At 57.3% G+C, this 17,291-nt stretch carries 15 protein-coding genes and 3 tRNA genes; 9 read left to right on the forward strand and 9 right to left on the reverse strand.

Going from position 1 to position 17,291, the window contains the following annotated elements; genetic code table 11:
- Positions 1 to 7: 7 nt before the first annotated feature.
- From amiB to nnr, 3 genes are read right to left on the reverse strand one after another with little or no spacing between them, the layout of a single operon-like run.
- Entirely contained in the window at positions 8 to 1,339 is a 1,332-nt protein-coding gene (gene amiB / locus JO226_RS08790) for an N-acetylmuramoyl-L-alanine amidase AmiB (protein WP_293547475.1), read from the reverse strand.
- Between the two features lie 16 nt (positions 1,340 to 1,355).
- Positions 1,356 to 1,817, reverse strand: coding sequence for a tRNA (adenosine(37)-N6)-threonylcarbamoyltransferase complex ATPase subunit type 1 TsaE (gene tsaE, locus JO226_RS08795; protein ID WP_013367945.1), 462 nt, complete (start codon positions 1,815 to 1,817; stop codon positions 1,356 to 1,358).
- Positions 1,810 to 3,336 (reverse strand): bifunctional ADP-dependent NAD(P)H-hydrate dehydratase/NAD(P)H-hydrate epimerase, encoded by a 1,527-nt coding sequence (nnr, locus tag JO226_RS08800; RefSeq protein WP_293547478.1) that lies wholly within the window; start codon positions 3,334 to 3,336, stop codon positions 1,810 to 1,812. Before nnr ends, tsaE begins: the two co-directional genes overlap by 8 nt.
- Here nnr and queG point away from each other — a divergent pair.
- The gene (gene queG / locus JO226_RS08805) at positions 3,335 to 4,474 is read left to right on the forward strand and encodes a tRNA epoxyqueuosine(34) reductase QueG (protein WP_293547481.1); all 1,140 of its coding nucleotides are present in this window, start codon (positions 3,335 to 3,337) and stop codon (positions 4,472 to 4,474) included. The two genes, nnr and queG, sit on opposite strands and share 2 nt — an antisense overlap.
- 270 nt (positions 4,475 to 4,744) lie before the next feature.
- On the opposite strand, the gene JO226_RS08810 is transcribed toward queG, so the two are convergent.
- The 4 genes from JO226_RS08810 to orn all read right to left on the reverse strand — a co-directional run bounded on the left by JO226_RS08810 (position 4,745) and on the right by orn (position 5,951).
- A tRNA-Gly gene (locus tag JO226_RS08810) sits at positions 4,745 to 4,820 on the reverse strand.
- Positions 4,821 to 4,856: 36 nt separating this feature from the next.
- Positions 4,857 to 4,932 (reverse strand) — tRNA-Gly (locus JO226_RS08815).
- A gap of 157 nt (positions 4,933 to 5,089) precedes the next feature.
- Positions 5,090 to 5,165 (reverse strand) — tRNA-Gly (locus tag JO226_RS08820).
- 240 nt (positions 5,166 to 5,405) lie between these two features.
- Positions 5,406 to 5,951 carry an oligoribonuclease gene (orn, locus tag JO226_RS08825; protein ID WP_293547484.1) on the reverse strand — a complete coding sequence of 182 codons (546 nt, stop codon included), beginning with the start codon at positions 5,949 to 5,951 and terminating at the stop codon, positions 5,406 to 5,408.
- 107 nt (positions 5,952 to 6,058) lie between these two features.
- On the opposite strand from orn, the gene rsgA reads away from it, so the two are divergent.
- The 3 genes from rsgA to mscM all read left to right on the forward strand — a co-directional run bounded on the left by rsgA (position 6,059) and on the right by mscM (position 11,431).
- The gene (gene rsgA, locus JO226_RS08830; RefSeq protein ID WP_293547487.1) at positions 6,059 to 7,114 is read left to right on the forward strand and encodes a small ribosomal subunit biogenesis GTPase RsgA; all 1,056 of its coding nucleotides are present in this window, start codon (positions 6,059 to 6,061) and stop codon (positions 7,112 to 7,114) included.
- 90 nt (positions 7,115 to 7,204) lie between these two features.
- A complete protein-coding gene (asd, locus tag JO226_RS08835; RefSeq protein WP_293547490.1) occupies positions 7,205 to 8,089 on the forward strand; it encodes an archaetidylserine decarboxylase in 885 nt (294 codons plus the stop codon).
- An 18-nt stretch (positions 8,090 to 8,107) separates the two neighbouring features.
- Positions 8,108 to 11,431: a miniconductance mechanosensitive channel MscM gene (mscM, locus tag JO226_RS08840; RefSeq protein ID WP_293547493.1), complete on the forward strand. Its 3,324-nt coding sequence runs from the start codon at positions 8,108 to 8,110 to the stop codon at positions 11,429 to 11,431.
- Between the two features lie 45 nt (positions 11,432 to 11,476).
- Here mscM and epmA read toward each other — a convergent pair whose 3' ends face one another.
- Positions 11,477 to 12,454, reverse strand: coding sequence for an elongation factor P--(R)-beta-lysine ligase (gene epmA, locus JO226_RS08845; protein WP_293547496.1), 978 nt, complete (start codon positions 12,452 to 12,454; stop codon positions 11,477 to 11,479).
- Positions 12,455 to 12,782: 328 nt separating this feature from the next.
- On the opposite strand from epmA, the gene frdA reads away from it, so the two are divergent.
- From frdA to frdD, 4 genes are read left to right on the forward strand one after another with little or no spacing between them, the layout of a single operon-like run.
- The gene (gene frdA, locus JO226_RS08850; RefSeq protein ID WP_293547498.1) at positions 12,783 to 14,573 is read left to right on the forward strand and encodes a fumarate reductase (quinol) flavoprotein subunit; all 1,791 of its coding nucleotides are present in this window, start codon (positions 12,783 to 12,785) and stop codon (positions 14,571 to 14,573) included.
- The gene (locus JO226_RS08855) at positions 14,566 to 15,300 is read left to right on the forward strand and encodes a succinate dehydrogenase/fumarate reductase iron-sulfur subunit (protein WP_293547500.1); all 735 of its coding nucleotides are present in this window, start codon (positions 14,566 to 14,568) and stop codon (positions 15,298 to 15,300) included. Before frdA ends, JO226_RS08855 begins: the two co-directional genes overlap by 8 nt.
- Positions 15,301 to 15,310: 10 nt before the next feature.
- The gene (gene frdC, locus JO226_RS08860; protein ID WP_293547503.1) at positions 15,311 to 15,706 is read left to right on the forward strand and encodes a fumarate reductase subunit FrdC; all 396 of its coding nucleotides are present in this window, start codon (positions 15,311 to 15,313) and stop codon (positions 15,704 to 15,706) included.
- Positions 15,707 to 15,716: 10 nt separating this feature from the next.
- A complete protein-coding gene (gene frdD, locus JO226_RS08865; RefSeq protein ID WP_293547505.1) occupies positions 15,717 to 16,076 on the forward strand; it encodes a fumarate reductase subunit FrdD in 360 nt (119 codons plus the stop codon).
- 41 nt (positions 16,077 to 16,117) lie between these two features.
- Here the strand turns inward: frdD and sugE are convergent, their stop codons facing one another.
- Positions 16,118 to 16,435 carry a quaternary ammonium compound efflux SMR transporter SugE gene (gene sugE, locus JO226_RS08870; RefSeq protein WP_293547508.1) on the reverse strand — a complete coding sequence of 106 codons (318 nt, stop codon included), beginning with the start codon at positions 16,433 to 16,435 and terminating at the stop codon, positions 16,118 to 16,120.
- A gap of 256 nt (positions 16,436 to 16,691) precedes the next feature.
- On the opposite strand from sugE, the gene JO226_RS08875 reads away from it, so the two are divergent.
- Complete coding sequence (locus tag JO226_RS08875; RefSeq protein ID WP_293547510.1) at positions 16,692 to 17,267, forward strand: LuxR C-terminal-related transcriptional regulator; 576 nt, start codon at positions 16,692 to 16,694, stop codon at positions 17,265 to 17,267.
- The last annotated feature ends 24 nt before the right edge of the window (positions 17,268 to 17,291 follow it).

A 17,291-nucleotide genomic window follows, 5' to 3' on the forward strand; every position in this document is an offset into this window, starting at 1 on the left:
GAACTCCTTAGTTAATTAACGACCCGTCAGGCCCGGCGGCGCTGGCCGTTTGCGCGCCTTCGCCGCGCGGCCCGGACTGCAGCGGATGCGTCTCAAAGTACTTCTGCAACCCGTTGTAAATCGCCTGGGCAACCTGCTGCTGGTACGCATCGCTCGCCAACTGGCGCTCTTCGCTGTTATTGCTGATGAATCCGGTCTCTACGAGAATGGACGGAATATCCGGCGAGCGTAAAACGCCCAGACTGGCGTGCTCAGGACGGCGTTTGTGCAGGTTTCCCACCCGCTCCAGCTGTCCCAACACATCAACCGCCACATCATACCCGACACGCTGCGAATGACCGAACTGTAAATCCAGCACCGCCTGGCTCAGGTAAGGGTCTGCCTGGCTGTTGGCCAGCACATCGCCCGCCCCGCCCAGCAGCTCGGACTGCTTCTCGTGCTGCTCCAGCCAACCGGCCATTTCGCTGTTGGCGCGGCGGTTAGACAGTACCCAAACGGAGGCCCCGGTCGCATCACGGTTCGGCGCGGCGTCAGCGTGAATGGAGACAAGGAAATTGGCGTTTTGCTTACGCGCCACGTCTGAACGCCCCATTACCGAGATAAAATAGTCGCCGTCGCGGGTCATGACGCCTTTGAACATCGGGTCGTCGTTCAGCATTGCGCGCAGCTTGCGGGCAATGGCGATGGTGACGTTTTTCTCTTTCGTGCCGCCCGGGCCGATAGCCCCAGGGTCCTGGCCGCCATGTCCGGCATCAATCGCAATAATCACCTTATCGCCGCTAACGGCTCTGGCGCGCACGGCCGGACGCGTCACCGTGTTGCTGCTGGTCACGCTGGTGATACGCTCGTCAGAGGATTTAAACGGGTTGCGCGCCGGTTCAACCGGACGGGGCGCCACAACAGGCGCCTCCACGCGTTTCGCCACCACCGGCGGCGGAGGAGGCGGAGGCGGCGCATCTGCATTGATGGTGAACACCAGCATGTAATTACTGCCGTTTTGCTGCTTCACCGCGCGGGTTTTACCATTTTCGGTCAAATCCACCACCAGCCGCAGCGACTGGTCGTCCTTCGGCGTGCCGGAGCGGATGCTTTTCACCAGGTTATCCCCGCTGAAACGCAGCGGCAGCCCCTGGATAACGCCGGTCTGTTTAATATCCAGCGCGACGCTGCGTTTGTCGTTCTGGGAAAACGCATATTCCGGATCGCCGATGAAGCTAAAGGTGATACGGGCCTGTGTCTCTCCGTTTGAAACCTGAATGTCAGATAAACTTGCTGCTGTCGCCTGCAGACAGAACAGCATAATGCTTGCGGCCAACCAGCTTTTAACGCGATACATCATCCCGTCATCCCTCAGGTTATCTGGCCATACGCGCCAGTAAAGACTCACCCAGTGAGGAGACCGCCGTTACGCGCGCCTCTCGCCCTTGCGCCTGGTAAGCTAAGTGAATTTCGACATCCGGTTCAGGCAGTACACCCGCGCCCTGTTGCGGCCACTCCACCAGGCAGATGGCATCGTTGGCAAAATAGTCGCGGATCCCCATAAATTCGAGCTCCTCTGGATCCGCAAGACGATACAGGTCGAAGTGATACACCATCAGGTTTTCCAGGGTATAGGGTTCGACCAGCGTATAAGTGGGGCTTTTGACGTTGCCTTTATGTCCCAGCGCCTGCAGGAAGCCGCGGCTGAACGTGGTTTTCCCCGCACCCAGGTCGCCATACAGATAAATAACGGTCGCGCCGTCGCAGGCCTTCGCCAGGCGGTTGCCAAGATCTAAAGTTGCCTGCTCGTCGGGTAAAGGAATCACTCGATTAATCATGGTTTACGTCAATCACATCCGGGTTAACAACACGCCTGAGCGTGGAAAAAAGATCGGTCGCCAGCATACCGCGGGTGCCGAAACGGGCCGCCAGCTTGTCTGCTGCCGCGCCGTGGGCCACACAGCCTGCACAAGCAGCATCATACGGGGAGAGCTTCTGCCCAAGCAATGCGCCGATGATGCCGGACAGCACATCCCCCATCCCGCCGCTCGCCATACCGGCATTCCCCGCATCAACAATGGCGGTTGGCTGCGCTTCACCGGCAATCACCGTGCCTGCGCCTTTCAGCACCACCACCCCGCCGTACCGTTTTACCAGACGGTGTGCAGAAAGTAAGCGATCGCTTTCAATTTCCGCCACGCTACAATTCAGCAAACGGGCGGCTTCGCCGGGGTGCGGCGTCAGCACGCGATTGTGACGTTTATCGGGATTGAATGCCAGAAGGTTCAGCGCGTCGGCATCCCACAGCATGGGTTTACGGCAGGATTCCACTTTGCGCAGCGCCTGTTTCCCCCACGCCTGCTGGCCAAGCCCGGGGCCAATCACCACAACATCCGCCCATGCCAGCGCCTCCTCAAGGCTCTGCGGCGTCAGTTCATGCACCATCAGCTCAGGACGCGCGGTGACAATCGGCCCGACGTTTTCCAGCCGCGTGAGTACCCTGACCAGCCCGGCGCCTGTGCGTAGCGCGGCCTCTCCCGCCATACGAATCGCCCCGGCGGTGCCGTGATCGCCGCCGATAATCACCAGACGTCCGTGCTCGCCTTTATGCGATGTCGGTCGTCGTGGTGGCAGCCAACGTCCAAGTTGGCTGGCATCAAGGCGTAAAAGAGCAGGAGATTGCGCGTCCAGCCAGCGTTCCAGACCCAGCGCGTGGTAGTGCAGAATGCCGGTAACGTCCCGGGCTTTGCCGGTAAGCAGCCCCGGTTTCAGGGCAATAAACGTCACGGTGTGCGCCGCCGTGATAACCGCGCCCGGCGTTGCGCCCGTCCGGGCCAGCAACCCGGAGGGAATATCAATGGCCAGCACCGGCGCGGGGTGCGCATTGGCGCGGGCGATAAGCGACGCGACGCGTTGCTGCGGGGCGCTCTGTAACCCGGTGCCGAGCAGCGCGTCAATAATCAGACCGACACCCTCTGGCCATACGATATCGTCTGCGTGAATAACCCCACCCGCATTCAACCACGCCTCGCGCGCGTGGGCCGCCTCTTCCGGCAGCGGTTTATCGCTCTCCTGCGCCAGCAGCGTGACGTCGACGCCCGCCGCCTGCGCCAGGCGCGCCACCACGTAGCCGTCGCCGCCGTTGTTGCCGTGGCCGCAAAGAATAAGCCAGCGCGTGGCGTCAGGCCAGGTCGCGCGCGCAACCTCAAAGGCCGCTTCTCCGGCACGCAGCATCAGTTCATACAGGGTCAGACCCAGCGCATCTGCCGCCTCTTTTTCAGCGCGACGCAGGTCGTCCGCAAGCCAGAGGGTATGTGGTATACTTGCGGAGTTTCTCGTCAATGTATGGTCCGTCATGTCACAGCCCCTCGATCTCAATCAGTTAGCGCAACAAATCAAACAATGGGGCACTGAACTGGGCTTTCAGCAGGTTGGTATTGCCGATACCGACCTGAGCGCCAGCGAGCCTGAGCTTCAGGCGTGGCTGGACAAACAGTACCATGGCGAGATGGAATGGATGGCGCGACACGGCATGATGCGCGCACGCCCCCATGAACTGCTGCCCGGTACGCTTCGCGTCATCAGCGTGCGCATGAACTATTTGCCCGCCAACGCCGCGTTTGCCCGTACCCTGAAAAATCCCGCACTCGGCTACGTCAGCCGTTATGCCCTCGGCCGTGATTATCATAAGCTGTTGCGTAACCGCCTTAAAAAACTCGGCGAGATGATCCAGGAACAATATGCCTCGCTGAATTTTAGACCTTTTGTTGATTCTGCGCCTGTGCTTGAACGCCCACTGGCAGAAAAAGCGGGACTTGGCTGGACAGGTAAGCACTCACTTATCCTCAGCCGCGACGCCGGATCGTTCTTTTTTCTCGGCGAACTGCTGATCGACCTGCCCTTGCCCGTTGATAATCCCGTAGAGGAAGGCTGCGGCCGCTGCGTGGCCTGCATGACCATCTGCCCGACCGGCGCTATCGTCGAGCCCTACACCGTCGACGCCCGCCGGTGCATCTCTTACCTGACTATCGAACTGGAAGGCGCGATCCCGGAAGAATTTCGTCCGCTTATCGGCAACCGTATCTACGGCTGCGACGACTGTCAGCTGATTTGCCCGTGGAACCGCTATTCGCAGTTAACTGACGAAGAGGACTTCAGCCCCCGCAAGGCGCTGCACGCCCCGCCGCTCATCGAGCTGTTTGCCTGGAGTGAAGCAGGGTTTCTCAAAGCCACGGAAGGATCCGCCATCCGCCGCATCGGCCATCTGCGCTGGCTGCGTAATATCGCCGTAGCGCTGGGGAATGCGCCGTGGGATGAAGCCAACATTCGGGCGCTGGAAAGTCGCATAGGTGAGCACCCACTTCTCGACGAACACATAGAATGGGCGATTGCGCAGCAAATTGAGAAGCGCAATGCGTGCGTGGTGGAGGTTCAACTGCCGCAAAAACAGCGTCTGGTGAGGGTCATTGAAAAGGGCTTGCCCAGAGACGCCTGAATAATTCACAGCCTGTGAGTAAAAATAAAAACACATTGAGATTCAACATGCAGAAAATCGTCAAGTGATCGGGTTAACAATTTGAAATCAAAATTTATCGTTAATTTTCAATTGTTTGTAAGAATATTATTCACAATTTGAAGCAATTACGATTTACGGAAGGCGTTTTTGAGCTGTGGATAACTCTGTTCACAAGAGTGTGTCAGCCGCAAGAAAAAACGTCCCCGGCGTAATATTACGCTGTGGATATCAGGAAGTGGTGTAGAAATTTGGAGCGGGAAACGAGACTCGAACTCGCGACCCCGACCTTGGCAAGGTCGTGCTCTACCAACTGAGCTATTCCCGCTTGGGTGGTTTGTGTCTTGCGACACCTTTCAAATTTTGGAGCGGGAAACGAGACTCGAACTCGCGACCCCGACCTTGGCAAGGTCGTGCTCTACCAACTGAGCTATTCCCGCTTAATCTTCGTCTTTCAGCTTGCTACTGCGTTGGCTGCCTTCACTCACCACAGTCACTTACTTTTGTAAGCTCCTGCGGATTCGCTCAGTTGCCGCCTTGTTGCAACCTGAAATCCTGGATTAGGATGGTCCGTGTCTTGCGACACTTTTCAAATTTTGGAGCGGGAAACGAGACTCGAACTCGCGACCCCGACCTTGGCAAGGTCGTGCTCTACCAACTGAGCTATTCCCGCTTAATCTTCGTCTTTCAAGCTGCCGCCTTGCTACAACTCGAAATCCTGTGACTAATTTGTTGCTGTCGTAACGTGTAATTCTGTGTCGTTACGGGAGGCGCATTATACGAGAAATCCTTTTAGCTGCAACCCCCCTCAAACGCAATTTTTCATGTTTTTCGTTTGAGTGCTGAATTAATCAGCAAAGAGCACAATTTAGCGGCAAAAACCCGGCGACGCAAGCGCACCGGGCGCAAAAAATCACAGCTTAATAAAATTCTCGCGGTAGTAAGCTAATTCCGCCACCGATTCGCGGATATCGTCCATCGCCTGGTGAGTGCCCTGCTTTTTAAAGCCGTCCAGAATCTCCGGTTTCCAGCGACGCGCCAGTTCTTTCAGCGTGCTTACATCAAGATAGCGGTAATGGAAGTAGGCTTCCAGTTCCGGCATGTACTTAAACAAGAATCGACGGTCCTGGCCGATGCTGTTGCCGCAGATAGGCGATTTTCCAGTTGGCACCCACTCTTTCAGGAATTCCAGGGTCGCAAGTTCAGCGGCGCGGTCATCCAGGGTGCTCGCTTTGACGCGATCGACCAGGCCGCTGCCGGTGTGCGTGCGCACGTTCCAGTCGTCCATCAGCGCCAGTTGTTCATCAGACTGATGCACAGCGATAGTCGGCCCTTCAGCCAGGATGTTCAGGTTAGCGTCAGTCACCAGCGTCGCGATCTCAATAATGCGATCGCGCTCGGGATCGAGCCCGGTCATTTCGAGATCGATCCAAATCAGGTTGTTTTCATCTGCACTCATGCTATTTTCCACCCTTCTCGCTTAACCAGGCACATCTGGTTAATTAGTATAAAATTGCGTGTATCATAGAGGTTTTGCCCATTCAGGGCGACCAGGAGCCATCACGATTGAGTAAAAATAAACTCTCCAAAGGTCAGCAGCGCCGGGTGAAAGCGAACCACCAGCGCCGTCTTAAAACGACTTCGGAGAAGGCCGATTTCGATGACAACCTGTTTGGCGAACCGTCCGAAGGTATTGTCATCAGCCGCTTTGGCATGCACGCCGATGTGGAATCCACCGACGGCGACGTGCACCGCTGCAACATTCGTCGCACTATTCGCTCGCTGGTCACTGGCGATCGCGTGGTCTGGCGTCCCGGTAAGGCGGCCGCAGAAGGCGTAAACGTTAAGGGCATCGTCGAAGCCGTGCACGAGCGCACGTCGGTACTGACGCGCCCGGACTTCTATGACGGCGTCAAACCGATCGCGGCAAACATCGACCAGATTGTGATCGTCTCCGCCATCCTGCCAGAGCTGTCGCTGAATATTATCGATCGCTATCTTGTCGCCTGCGAAACGCTCAACGTCGAGCCGCTGATCGTTCTCAATAAAATCGATCTGCTGGATGACGACGGCATGGATTTCGTTAACGAGCAGATGGATATCTATCGCCATATCGGTTATCGCGTGCTGATGGTGTCCAGCCAGACGCAGGACGGGTTAAAACCGCTGGAAGACGCGCTGACCGACCGTATCAGCATTTTTGCCGGGCAGTCTGGCGTCGGAAAATCCAGCCTGCTGAACGCATTGTTAGGTCTTCATGACGACCAGATCCTGACCAACGACGTCTCCGGTGTTTCCGGCCTGGGTCAGCACACCACCACGGCGGCGCGCCTGTATCACTTCCCGCACGGCGGCGATGTGATCGACTCCCCGGGCGTGCGCGAGTTCGGTCTCTGGCACCTTGAGCCGGAACAAATCACCCACGGTTTTGTCGAATTCCATGACTATTTAGGCGCCTGCAAATACCGCGACTGCAAACACGACAACGATCCCGGTTGCGCGATTCGCGAGGCGGTGGAAAATGGCGAAATCGCCGAGAGCCGTTTTGAAAACTATCACCGTATTCTGGAAAGCATGTCGCAGGTAAAAACGCGTAAAAGCTTTTCTGAAACCGACGACTGACATTTAAGCTGAACGTCGATAGAATCGGCCCCTTTTTTAAAAGGTTCGGATAAGAACCTGTAGTGACACAACAATGGCCTGGAGGCTACTTTGTTAAATTCATTCAAACTTTCGCTTCAATACATTCTGCCGAAGCTGTGGCTGACGCGTCTCGCTGGCTGGGGCGCGAGCAAGCGGGCAGGCTGGTTGACCAAACTGGCGATTGACCTGTTCGTCAAATGCTACAAGGTCGATATGAAAGAAGCGCAGAAACCGGATACCGCCAGCTATCGTACCTTCAATGACTTCTTCGTCCGCGCGCTGCGTGAAGATGTCCGCCCGGTGAATACCGATCCGAACGTGCTGGTCATGCCGGCGGACGGCACCCTGAACCAGTTGGGTCGCATTGAAGACGATAAAATTTTGCAGGCGAAAGGACATAACTACTCCCTGGAAGCGCTGCTGGCAGGCAACTACCTGATGGCGGATCTGTTTCGCAACGGTACCTTTGCCACCACCTACCTGTCGCCGAGCAATTATCACCGCGTTCACATGCCGTGTAACGGCATCCTGCGTGAAATGATTTACGTGCCGGGCGACCTGTTCTCCGTCAATATCCTGACAGCGCAAAACGTCCCCAACCTGTTTGCCCGTAACGAGCGCGTCATTTGCCTGTTCGATACTGAGTTCGGCCCAATGGCGCAAATTCTGGTTGGCGCCACCATCGTCGGTAGCATTGAAACCGTCTGGGCAGGCACCATCACGCCGCCGCGCGAGGGCGTTATCAAACGCTGGACGTGGCCTGCGGGTGAAAGCGAAGGGTCCGTGGCGCTGCTGAAAGGTCAGGAGATGGGCCGCTTTAAGCTGGGCTCAACGGTTATCAACCTGTTTGCGCCGGGTAAAGTACAACTGGTGGATTCCGCGAAAGATATGTCGGTGACCCGTATCGGGCAGCCGCTGGCTATCGCCACCGACGCAGCAAAAGACGAAGGCTAACCATAAGGGTCGACGGACGTGCGCCTGATTATCACTTTCCTGATGGCCTGGTGCCTCAGCCTGGGGGCATACGCAGCGACAGCCCCCGACGCCAAACAGATAACCCAGGAACTGGAACAGGCGAAGGCGGCCAAGCCCGCACAGCCGGAAGCCGTTGAGGCGCTTCAGTCCGCGCTAAATGCGCTCGAGGAACGCAAAGGTTCGCTTGAGCGCACCGCGCAATATCAGCAGGTTATCGATAACTTCCCCAAGCTTTCCCAGACGCTTCGTTCGCAGCTCAACAACCTGCATGAGGAACCGCGCCTGGTTCCTGCCGGGATGAGTTCCGATGCGCTGACGCAGGAGATCCTGCAGGTCAGCAGCCAACTGCTGGAAAAAAGCCGTCTGGCGCAGCAGGAGCAGGAGCGCGCCCGCGAAATCGCCGACTCCTTAAGCCAACTGCCGCAGCAGCAAACCGATATCCGCCGCCAGCTAAACGACGTCGAGCGCCGCAGCGGCACGCAGAGCGGCGGTTCAACGCTTGCCCAGGCGCAGGCCTATAATCTGCAGGCCGAATCCGCAAAGCTTAAGGCGCAGGTCAACGAACTGGAACTGGCCCAGCTTTCCGCCAACAACCGCCAGGAGCTGGCGCGCATGCGCTCTGAGCTGGCGCAAAAACAGAGCGAACAGCTGGATGCTTACCTGCAGACGCTGCGAAACCAGCTCAACAGCCTGCGCCAACGCGAGGCTGAAAAAGCGCTGGAAAGCACGGAGCTGCTGGCAGAGAACAGCGCTAACCTGCCCGCCAGCATCGTCGCCCAGTTCCGGGTTAACCGCGAACTCTCCCAGGCGCTGAACCAACAGGCGCAGCGCATGGATCTCGTCGCCTCCCAGCAGCGTCAGGCGACCAATCAAACCCTGCAGGTTCGCCAGGCGCTCAACACCCTGCGCGAACAGTCGCAGTGGCTGGGCTCGTCAAACCTGCTTGGCGAAGCGCTACGCGCCCAGGTGGCGCGCCTGCCGGAAATTCCCAAACCGCAGCAGCTGGATACCGAAATGGCGCAACTGCGCGTTCACCGCCTGCGCTATGAGGATTTGCTGAGCAAGCAGGCGCAGCTGCGTCAGGCCCACCAGACCGACGGTCAGTCGCTAACCGCCGAAGAGACGCGCATTCTTGACGCCCAGCTCAACACCCAGCGCGAGCTGCTCAATTCGCTGCTGCAGGGCGGCGATACGCTGCTCCTTGAGCTGACCAAGCTGAAAGTCGCCAACGGTCAACTGGAAGACGCCCTGCAGGAAATCAACGAAGCGACCCATCGCTACCTGTTCTGGACCTCGGACGTCAGCCCTGTCTCGTTTGCCTGGCCGCTGCAAATTGTCCAGGATCTGCGCCGTCTCATCTCGCTGGATACGTTCAGCCAGTTGGGTAAAGCCTCTGTCATGATGTTGACCAGTAAAGAGACGCTGCTGCCGTTTTTCGCCGCGCTGATTCTGGTCGGTTTTAGCATCAGCTCGCGCAAACACTTTACCCGCTTTCTTGAGCGCTCCAGCGCCCGCGTCGGCAAGGTTACGCAGGACCACTTCTGGCTGACGTTGCGTACCGTGTTCTGGTCGATTCTGGTGGCCTCTCCGCTGCCCGTGCTGTGGATGACGCTGGGCTACGGTTTACAGGAAGCCTGGCCGTATCCGCTGGCGGTCGCGATTGGCGACGGCGTCACGGCGACGGTGCCGCTGCTGTGGGTGGTGATGATCTGCGCAACGTTCGCCCGCCCCAACGGGCTGTTCATCGCCCATTTCGGCTGGCCGCGGAACCGCGTTGGTCGCGCCATGCGCTACTACCTGATGAGCATCGGCCTTATCGTGCCGCTCATCATGGCGCTGATTATGTTTGATAATCTCAACGATCGGGAGTTCTCCGCCTCGTTGGGCCGCCTGTGCTTTATGCTGATCTGCGGCGCTCTCGCGGTCGTGACGCTCAGCCTGAAGCGCGCCGGTATCCCGCTGTTCCTCGACAAAGAGGGGAACGGCGAGAATATGGTCAACCGACTGCTGTGGAACCTGCTGCTGGGCGCGCCGTTGGCGGCGATGCTGGCGGCGGCCGTGGGCTATCTCGCCACTGCCCAGGCGCTGCTGGCGCGCCTTGAAACCTCCGTCGCGATCTGGTTCCTGCTGCTGGTGATTTACCACGTCATCCGCCGCTGGATGCTGATTCAGCGCCGACGCCTGGCCTTCGATCGCGCCAAGCACCGCCGCGCCGAGATGCTGGCGCAGCGCGCTCGCGGCGAAGAAGAGCCGCACCATGCCAGCAGCCTTGAGGGATCGGCGGAAACGGACATCGGCGAAGTCGACCTCGACACCATCAGCGCCCAGTCGCTGCGGCTGGTGCGTTCGATCCTGATGCTGATTGCGCTGCTCTCGGTCATTGTGCTGTGGTCGGAAATTCACTCCGCCTTCGGTTTTCTGGAAAACATCTCCTTGTGGGATGTCACCTCCACGGTGCAGGGAGTGGAAAGCATTGAGCCCATCACCTTAGGGGCCGTGTTGATCGCCATTCTGGTGTTTATCATCACCACCCAACTGGTGCGCAATCTGCCGGCGCTGCTGGAGCTTGCCGTGTTGCAGCACCTGGATCTGACGCCTGGCACTGGCTATGCCATCACCACGATCACCAAGTATTTGCTGATGCTGATTGGCGGGCTGGTCGGTTTCTCGATGATCGGTATTGAGTGGTCAAAACTGCAGTGGCTGGTGGCCGCGCTCGGCGTGGGGTTAGGCTTTGGTTTGCAGGAGATCTTCGCCAACTTTATCTCGGGCCTGATCATCTTGTTTGAAAAACCGATCCGTATTGGCGATACCGTGACGATCCGCGATCTGACCGGCAGCATTACCAAAATTAATACCCGCGCCACGACCATCAGCGACTGGGACCGCAAAGAGATCATAGTCCCCAACAAGGCGTTTATCACCGAGCAGTTCATCAACTGGTCGCTGTCGGATTCCGTGACCCGCGTGGTGCTGACGGTACCGGCGCCTGCCGATGCCAACAGCGAAGAGGTCACGCAAATCCTCTACACCGCCGCAGAGCGCTGCTCGCTGGTTATTGATAACCCGGCGCCGGAAGTCTTCCTGGTCGATCTACAGCAGGGGATTCAGATTTTCGAGCTACGTATTTACGCCGCCGAAATGGGGCACCGTATGCCGCTGCGCCATGAGATCCACCAGCTGATTCTGGCAGGCTTCCGCGAACACGGTATTGATATGCCATTCCCGCCGTTCCAGATGCGTCTGGAAACGTTGGACGGCAGAAAAGCGGGTCGTACGCTGACGTCAGCCGCCCGTCAGCGCCCGGCGGGAAGTTTATAAATCCGCTGGGATTTCCCCTCTTCCAGCGCTGGGGAGGGGAATCAATTACGCCCTGTCGACGGTAAACGCAATCACGTCGGCAAGCTGTTCGGCGCCAAGCGCCAGCATCACCAGGCGATCGACGCCCAGCGCCACGCCGGAGCAATCCGGCAGGCCAGCCTGCAGCGCGCCCAGCAGATTCACATCGATAGGTTGTTGCACCAGGCCGCGCGCAGCGCGCTTTCGGTTATCCTGTTCAAAGCGCTGCTGCTGCTCGCGGGCGTCGGTCAGTTCATGGAAACCATTCGCCAGCTCAATACCTTTGTAATACACCTCAAAACGCTCCGCTACGCGGTGATCTTCGGTGCTGATCTGCGCAAGCGACGCCTGGCTTGCCGGGAAATGGTAGATAAACGTCGGTCTATCCTTACCGATTTGCGGCTCAACGCCAAACGCAAACAGCAGTTGCAGCAGCGTATCGCGGTCTTCCTCCGTGTCCGCCACGTTGCTCAGATCCAGTTTTGCCGCCACTTCGCGCAGTTGGGTTTTGCCCGCGGACAGCGGGTCTATCTCCAGGTGGCGCTGAAACGCCTGTTGATAGGAGAGGCTTTCCGCTGGCTGGCACTCAAGCACCTGCTGCATCAGATCGTCGACTTCGTTGATCAGGCGGTACATGTCATAGTGCGGACGGTACCACTCCAGCATGGTGAATTCCGGGTTGTGGTGGCGTCCCATCTCTTCATTACGAAAACTGCGGCACAACTGAAATACCGGGCCGCACCCCGCCGCCAGCAGGCGTTTCATGTGATATTCCGGGCTGGTCATCAGATACAGATTCATCCCCTGCGAGTGACCGGGGCCGACGAAACGGGTTTCAAACGGCACCAGATGAATATCGGTTACCGTTGCCTGACTCATACAAGGCGTCTCCACCTCCAGCACGCCGCGGTCAGCAAAGAAGCGGCGGATCTCCGCCATAATAGCCGCACGTTTCAACAGGTTTGGGATGGATGCGCTCGGCTGCCAGGTTGCCGTTTCGCTCATGGTGATTCTCTCCGATTTCTAACAAGGGCACGAAGTCTACCCGTAAGCGTTCGGTGAGACAAATTTTGCACAGAGATAATCACCTTGTGCTGGACAGTGAATAAACGACAATTCCCTAGTTTAGTAACTAAATTAATCAGAATCAGTGATAAATCGACCGGATGAGAAGCCAAAAAAATCGAACACGTCAAATTTCCCTCATAGCCTTATGGATATACTGTTTTACCCATAAAGGAGCAGTGGAATCGCTTTCGCAATTGCTGCCTCGGGTAACTGAACTACCTTTGGTAATGCGCATTGCGAAATAACAACAATCTGGAGGAATGTCGTGCAAACCTTTCAAGCCGATCTTGCCATTATAGGCGCTGGCGGCGCGGGACTACGTACTGCTATTGCAGCAGCACAGGCTAATCCCAACGCTAAAATCGCATTGATTTCAAAGGTCTACCCTATGCGTAGCCACACTGTCGCCGCTGAAGGCGGCTCTGCGGCGGTTGCTCAGGACCATGACAGCTTTGAATATCATTTCCACGATACCGTCGCGGGTGGCGACTGGCTTTGTGAGCAGGATGTCGTCGATTACTTCGTACATCATTGCCCAACGGAAATGACACAGCTGGAACAATGGGGATGCCCATGGAGCCGCCGACCTGACGGTAGCGTCAACGTCCGTCGCTTTGGGGGGATGAAAATCGAGCGTACCTGGTTTGCCGCAGATAAAACCGGCTTCCATATGCTCCACACCCTCTTCCAGACTTCCCTGCAATTCCCGCAAATTCAGCGTTTTGACGAACACTTCGTCCTGGACATCCTGGTGGATGACGGCCAGGCGCGCGGTCTTGTCGCCATGAACATGATGGAAGGCACGCTGGTGCAGATCCGCGCTAACGCGGTGGTGCTGGCGACCGGCGGCGCAGGCCGCGTCTATCGCTATAACACCAACGGCGGCATCGTGACCGGTGACGGTATGGGCATGGCGCTCAGCCACGGCGTTCCGCTGCGCGACATGGAGTTTGTCCAGTATCACCCAACCGGTCTGCCGGGTTCCGGCATCCTGATGACCGAAGGCTGCCGCGGCGAAGGCGGTATTCTGGTGAACAAAAACGGCTACCGCTACCTGCAGGATTACGGCATGGGTCCGGAAACCCCGCTTGGCGAGCCGAAGAACAAGTACATGGAACTCGGTCCGCGCGACAAAGTGTCTCAGGCCTTCTGGCACGAGTGGCGTAAAGGCAACACCATCTCCACGCCGCGCGGCGATGTCGTGCACCTCGACCTGCGCCATTTAGGCGAGAAAAAGCTGCTGGAACGCTTACCGTTTATCTGCGAACTGGCGAAAGCTTACGTCGGCGTCGATCCGGTCAAAGAGCCGATTCCGGTACGTCCTACCGCGCACTACACCATGGGCGGTATTGAAACCAATCAACAGTGCGAAAGCCGGATTAAAGGTCTGTTTGCCGTTGGCGAATGTTCCTCCGTCGGTCTGCACGGCGCCAACCGTCTGGGCTCCAACTCGCTGGCGGAGCTGGTGGTGTTTGGCCGTCTGGCAGGTGAAGCCGCTATGGAACGCGCTGCAACAGCCGGTGTTGCCAACAGCGCGGCGCTGGACGCACAGGTTGTTGACGTTGAAAAACGCCTGAAGGCGCTGGTCAACCAGGAAGGAAACGAAAACTGGGCGAAGATCCGCGACGAAATGGGTCTGTCGATGGAAGAAGGTTGCGGTATCTACCGTACGCCTGAGCTGATGCAAAAAACCGTCGATAAGCTGGCCGAACTGCAGGAACGCTTCAAGCGCGTGCGCATTACCGACACCTCCAGCGTGTTCAACACCGACCTGCTCTACACCATTGAGCTGGGCCACGGTCTGAACGTCGCTGAGTGTATGGCGCACTCCGCGCTGGCGCGTAAAGAATCCCGCGGCGCGCACCAGCGTCTGGACGAAGGCTGCACCGAGCGCGACGACGTCAATTTCCTCAAGCATACGCTCGCGTTCCGCGATGCCGATGGTACAACACGCCTCGATTACAGCGACGTGAAGATCACCACGCTGCCACCGGCAAAACGCGTGTACGGTGCTGAAGCAGAAGCAGCCGAGAAGAAGGAGACGGCGAATGGCTGAGATGAATAATCTGAAAATTGAGGTGGTGCGTTACAACCCGGAAGTGGACACCACCCCTCATAGCGCGTTTTACGAAGTGCCGTATGACGAGCAAACGTCGCTGCTGGATGCGCTGGGATACATCAAAGATAACCTCGCGCCCGACCTGAGCTATCGCTGGTCCTGCCGTATGGCTATCTGCGGTTCCTGCGGCATGATGGTCAACAACGTGCCGAAACTGGCCTGTAAGACCTTCCTGCGTGATTACACGAAAGGCATCAAGATCGAGGCGCTGGCCAACTTCCCGATTGAGCGCGATCTGGTGGTCGACATGACCCACTTTATCGAAAGTCTGGAAGCGATTAAGCCTTACATCATCGGCAACCCGCGCACGCCGGATCAGGGACCCAACACGCAGACCCCGGCGCAGATGGAGAAATACCATCAGTTCTCCGGGTGCATCAACTGCGGCCTGTGCTATGCCGCTTGCCCGCAGTTTGGTCTGAACCCTGAGTTTATCGGCCCGGCAGCGATTACGCTGGCGCACCGTTACAACGAAGACAGTCGTGACCACGGCAAGAAAGAGCGTATGCCACAGCTAAACGGCAAGAATGGCGTATGGAGTTGTACGTTCGTCGGGTTCTGCTCGGAAGTCTGTCCGAAGCATGTCGATCCGGCTGCCGCCATTCAGCAGGGGAAAGTGGAAAGTTCGAAAGACTTTCTTATCGCTACCCTGAAACCACGCTAAGGAGTGCAACATGACGACGAAACGCAAACCCTATGTGCGGCCAATGACGTCCACGTGGTGGAAAAAACTGCCCTTTTATCGCTTCTATATGATTCGTGAAGGGACGGCAGTGCCGACGGTATGGTTCAGTATCGTACTGATTTACGGCTTGTTCGCACTCAAACACGGTCCGGAAAGCTGGGCAGGTTTTGTCGGTTTCCTGCAAAACCCGGTTGTGGTTATCTTAAACCTCATCACCCTGGCTGCTGCGGTATTGCACACCAAAACCTGGTTTGAGCTGGCGCCGAAAGCCGCCAATATCATTGTGAAAGGCGAGAAAATGGGGCCTGAGCCGGTGATTAAGGGGCTGTGGGCGGTGACTGCGGTCGTGACCGTGGTTGTCCTGTTTGTGGCACTGTTCTGGTAAGGAGACCCTGATGATCAATCCAAATCCAAAACGTTCTGACGAACCGGTATTCTGGGGCCTGTTTGGCGCAGGCGGTATGTGGGGCGCAATTATCGCACCCGTCATTGTGCTGATTGTCGGCCTGCTGCTGCCGCTGGGCCTGGCGCCGGAAGGCGCATTCAGCTACGAGCGCGTGATGGCGTTCGCCCAGAGCTTTATCGGCCGCGCGTTCATCTTTCTGATGATTGTCCTGCCGCTGTGGTGCGGCCTGCATCGTATTCACCATGCGATGCACGACCTGAAAATCCATGTGCCAAGCGGTAAGTGGGTATTCTACGGACTGGCGGCCATCCTGAGCGTCGTCGCCCTGGTTGGCGTGCTCTTCATCTAAACGCATCAACGCAACATGCCCGGCATACGCCGGGCATTTTTTTAATGCGTACTAAGCTTCAGACCGATAATCCCGCAAACGATCAGCGCCAGACTCAGGATACGCGCCAGACTTGCCGACTCGCCCAGCAGCAGGATCCCCGTTATCGCCGCGCCGACCGCGCCAATCCCCGTCCAGACCGCATACGCCGTCCCGACCGGCAGGCTTTTCATCGCCCATGACAGCAGCGCTACGCTTACGACCATCGCCACGACCGTAATCACGCTCGGCACCAGTCGGCTAAACCCGTGGGTATATTTCAGGCCAACGGCCCACACGACTTCCAGAAGACCGGCGATCAAAAGAATTAACCAGGACATATGACTCCCAGATGGGGTCGTCCCCGTTATTGAAAGATACGCTTACGGGTCGTCCCGTAAGGTCAGTGAGAATAGTCATTCTAACGCCCTTTTCCGGTGTTTCAAGAAATTTGAGTTAGGGAGACTTTTCTATGTGATTCAGCGAAATAAGCGTGTTTTCCCCCGCAGATCGGGGATTTACCTGGAAAGGCCTTCTTTATGATGACAATTCGGTTTATTAGCGGCCGCGAAAATTAACCTTCGCTCTCATAACAGCATGTATAAAATCCTGATAATTGATCGCTGCTACTTCAGCCGCTTTGGGCTGGAAACGTGGTTACAGCAGGTTAATGGCAGTCATCATTTCCTTGTTACCAGCCTGAACAGCTTACTCCTGGCGCGCGCGCATATTGAAAGCTGGCAACCCCACCTGGTTATTGCCGACCTGTCAGGATTCGAAAAAGACCCCCAGCAGGCGCACACGATCCCTCCGCTGCTGAACCTGTGCAACCAGCGTTCGCGCCTGTTACTGCTCCAGCCGGACGCGCCACACAACGCCGAAACGGCGGTCGCCAGCAAACAGGTTTCTCTTGATGTCATCCATCACATTATCCATACCACCCTGCATTCCGGCCCCTGCATTTCCCCGACGCGCATCGCCGCACCGCTCTTAACCCGGCAGGAAGAGAAAGTGCTGTCGCTATGGATGGAAGGGGCCAGCAATCTGATGATTGCCAGTGAGATGAATATCAACAGTAAAACGGTGTATACCTACAAGCGGAATATTCGTCTGAAACTCAACGTTGAGAATCGCTTCTCCCCGTTCATTCCGTTAGCGGATTGCGCGCAATAGCGGTACGGCAAGCTCGCCGTACCG

Origin of the sequence: Pluralibacter sp. (genome assembly GCF_019237635.1) — a bacterium.
Lineage (GTDB): Bacteria > Pseudomonadota > Gammaproteobacteria > Enterobacterales > Enterobacteriaceae > Enterobacter_B.

Coding starts and splice junctions, on each gene's coding strand:
- sugE (WP_293547508.1), bottom strand. CDS start 16,435: ATGTCCTGGTTAATTCTTTTGATCGCCGGTCTTCTGGAAGTCGTGTGG.
- epmA (WP_293547496.1), bottom strand. CDS start 12,454: ATGAGCGAAACGGCAACCTGGCAGCCGAGCGCATCCATCCCAAACCTG.
- nnr (WP_293547478.1), bottom strand. CDS start 3,336: ATGACGGACCATACATTGACGAGAAACTCCGCAAGTATACCACATACC.
- amiB (WP_293547475.1), bottom strand. CDS start 1,339: ATGATGTATCGCGTTAAAAGCTGGTTGGCCGCAAGCATTATGCTGTTC.
- JO226_RS08875 (WP_293547510.1), top strand. CDS start 16,692: ATGTATAAAATCCTGATAATTGATCGCTGCTACTTCAGCCGCTTTGGG.
- JO226_RS08855 (WP_293547500.1), top strand. CDS start 14,566: ATGGCTGAGATGAATAATCTGAAAATTGAGGTGGTGCGTTACAACCCG.
- frdD (WP_293547505.1), top strand. CDS start 15,717: ATGATCAATCCAAATCCAAAACGTTCTGACGAACCGGTATTCTGGGGC.
- tsaE (WP_013367945.1), bottom strand. CDS start 1,817: ATGATTAATCGAGTGATTCCTTTACCCGACGAGCAGGCAACTTTAGAT.
- frdC (WP_293547503.1), top strand. CDS start 15,311: ATGACGACGAAACGCAAACCCTATGTGCGGCCAATGACGTCCACGTGG.
- orn (WP_293547484.1), bottom strand. CDS start 5,951: ATGAGTGCAGATGAAAACAACCTGATTTGGATCGATCTCGAAATGACC.
- queG (WP_293547481.1), top strand. CDS start 3,335: ATGTCACAGCCCCTCGATCTCAATCAGTTAGCGCAACAAATCAAACAA.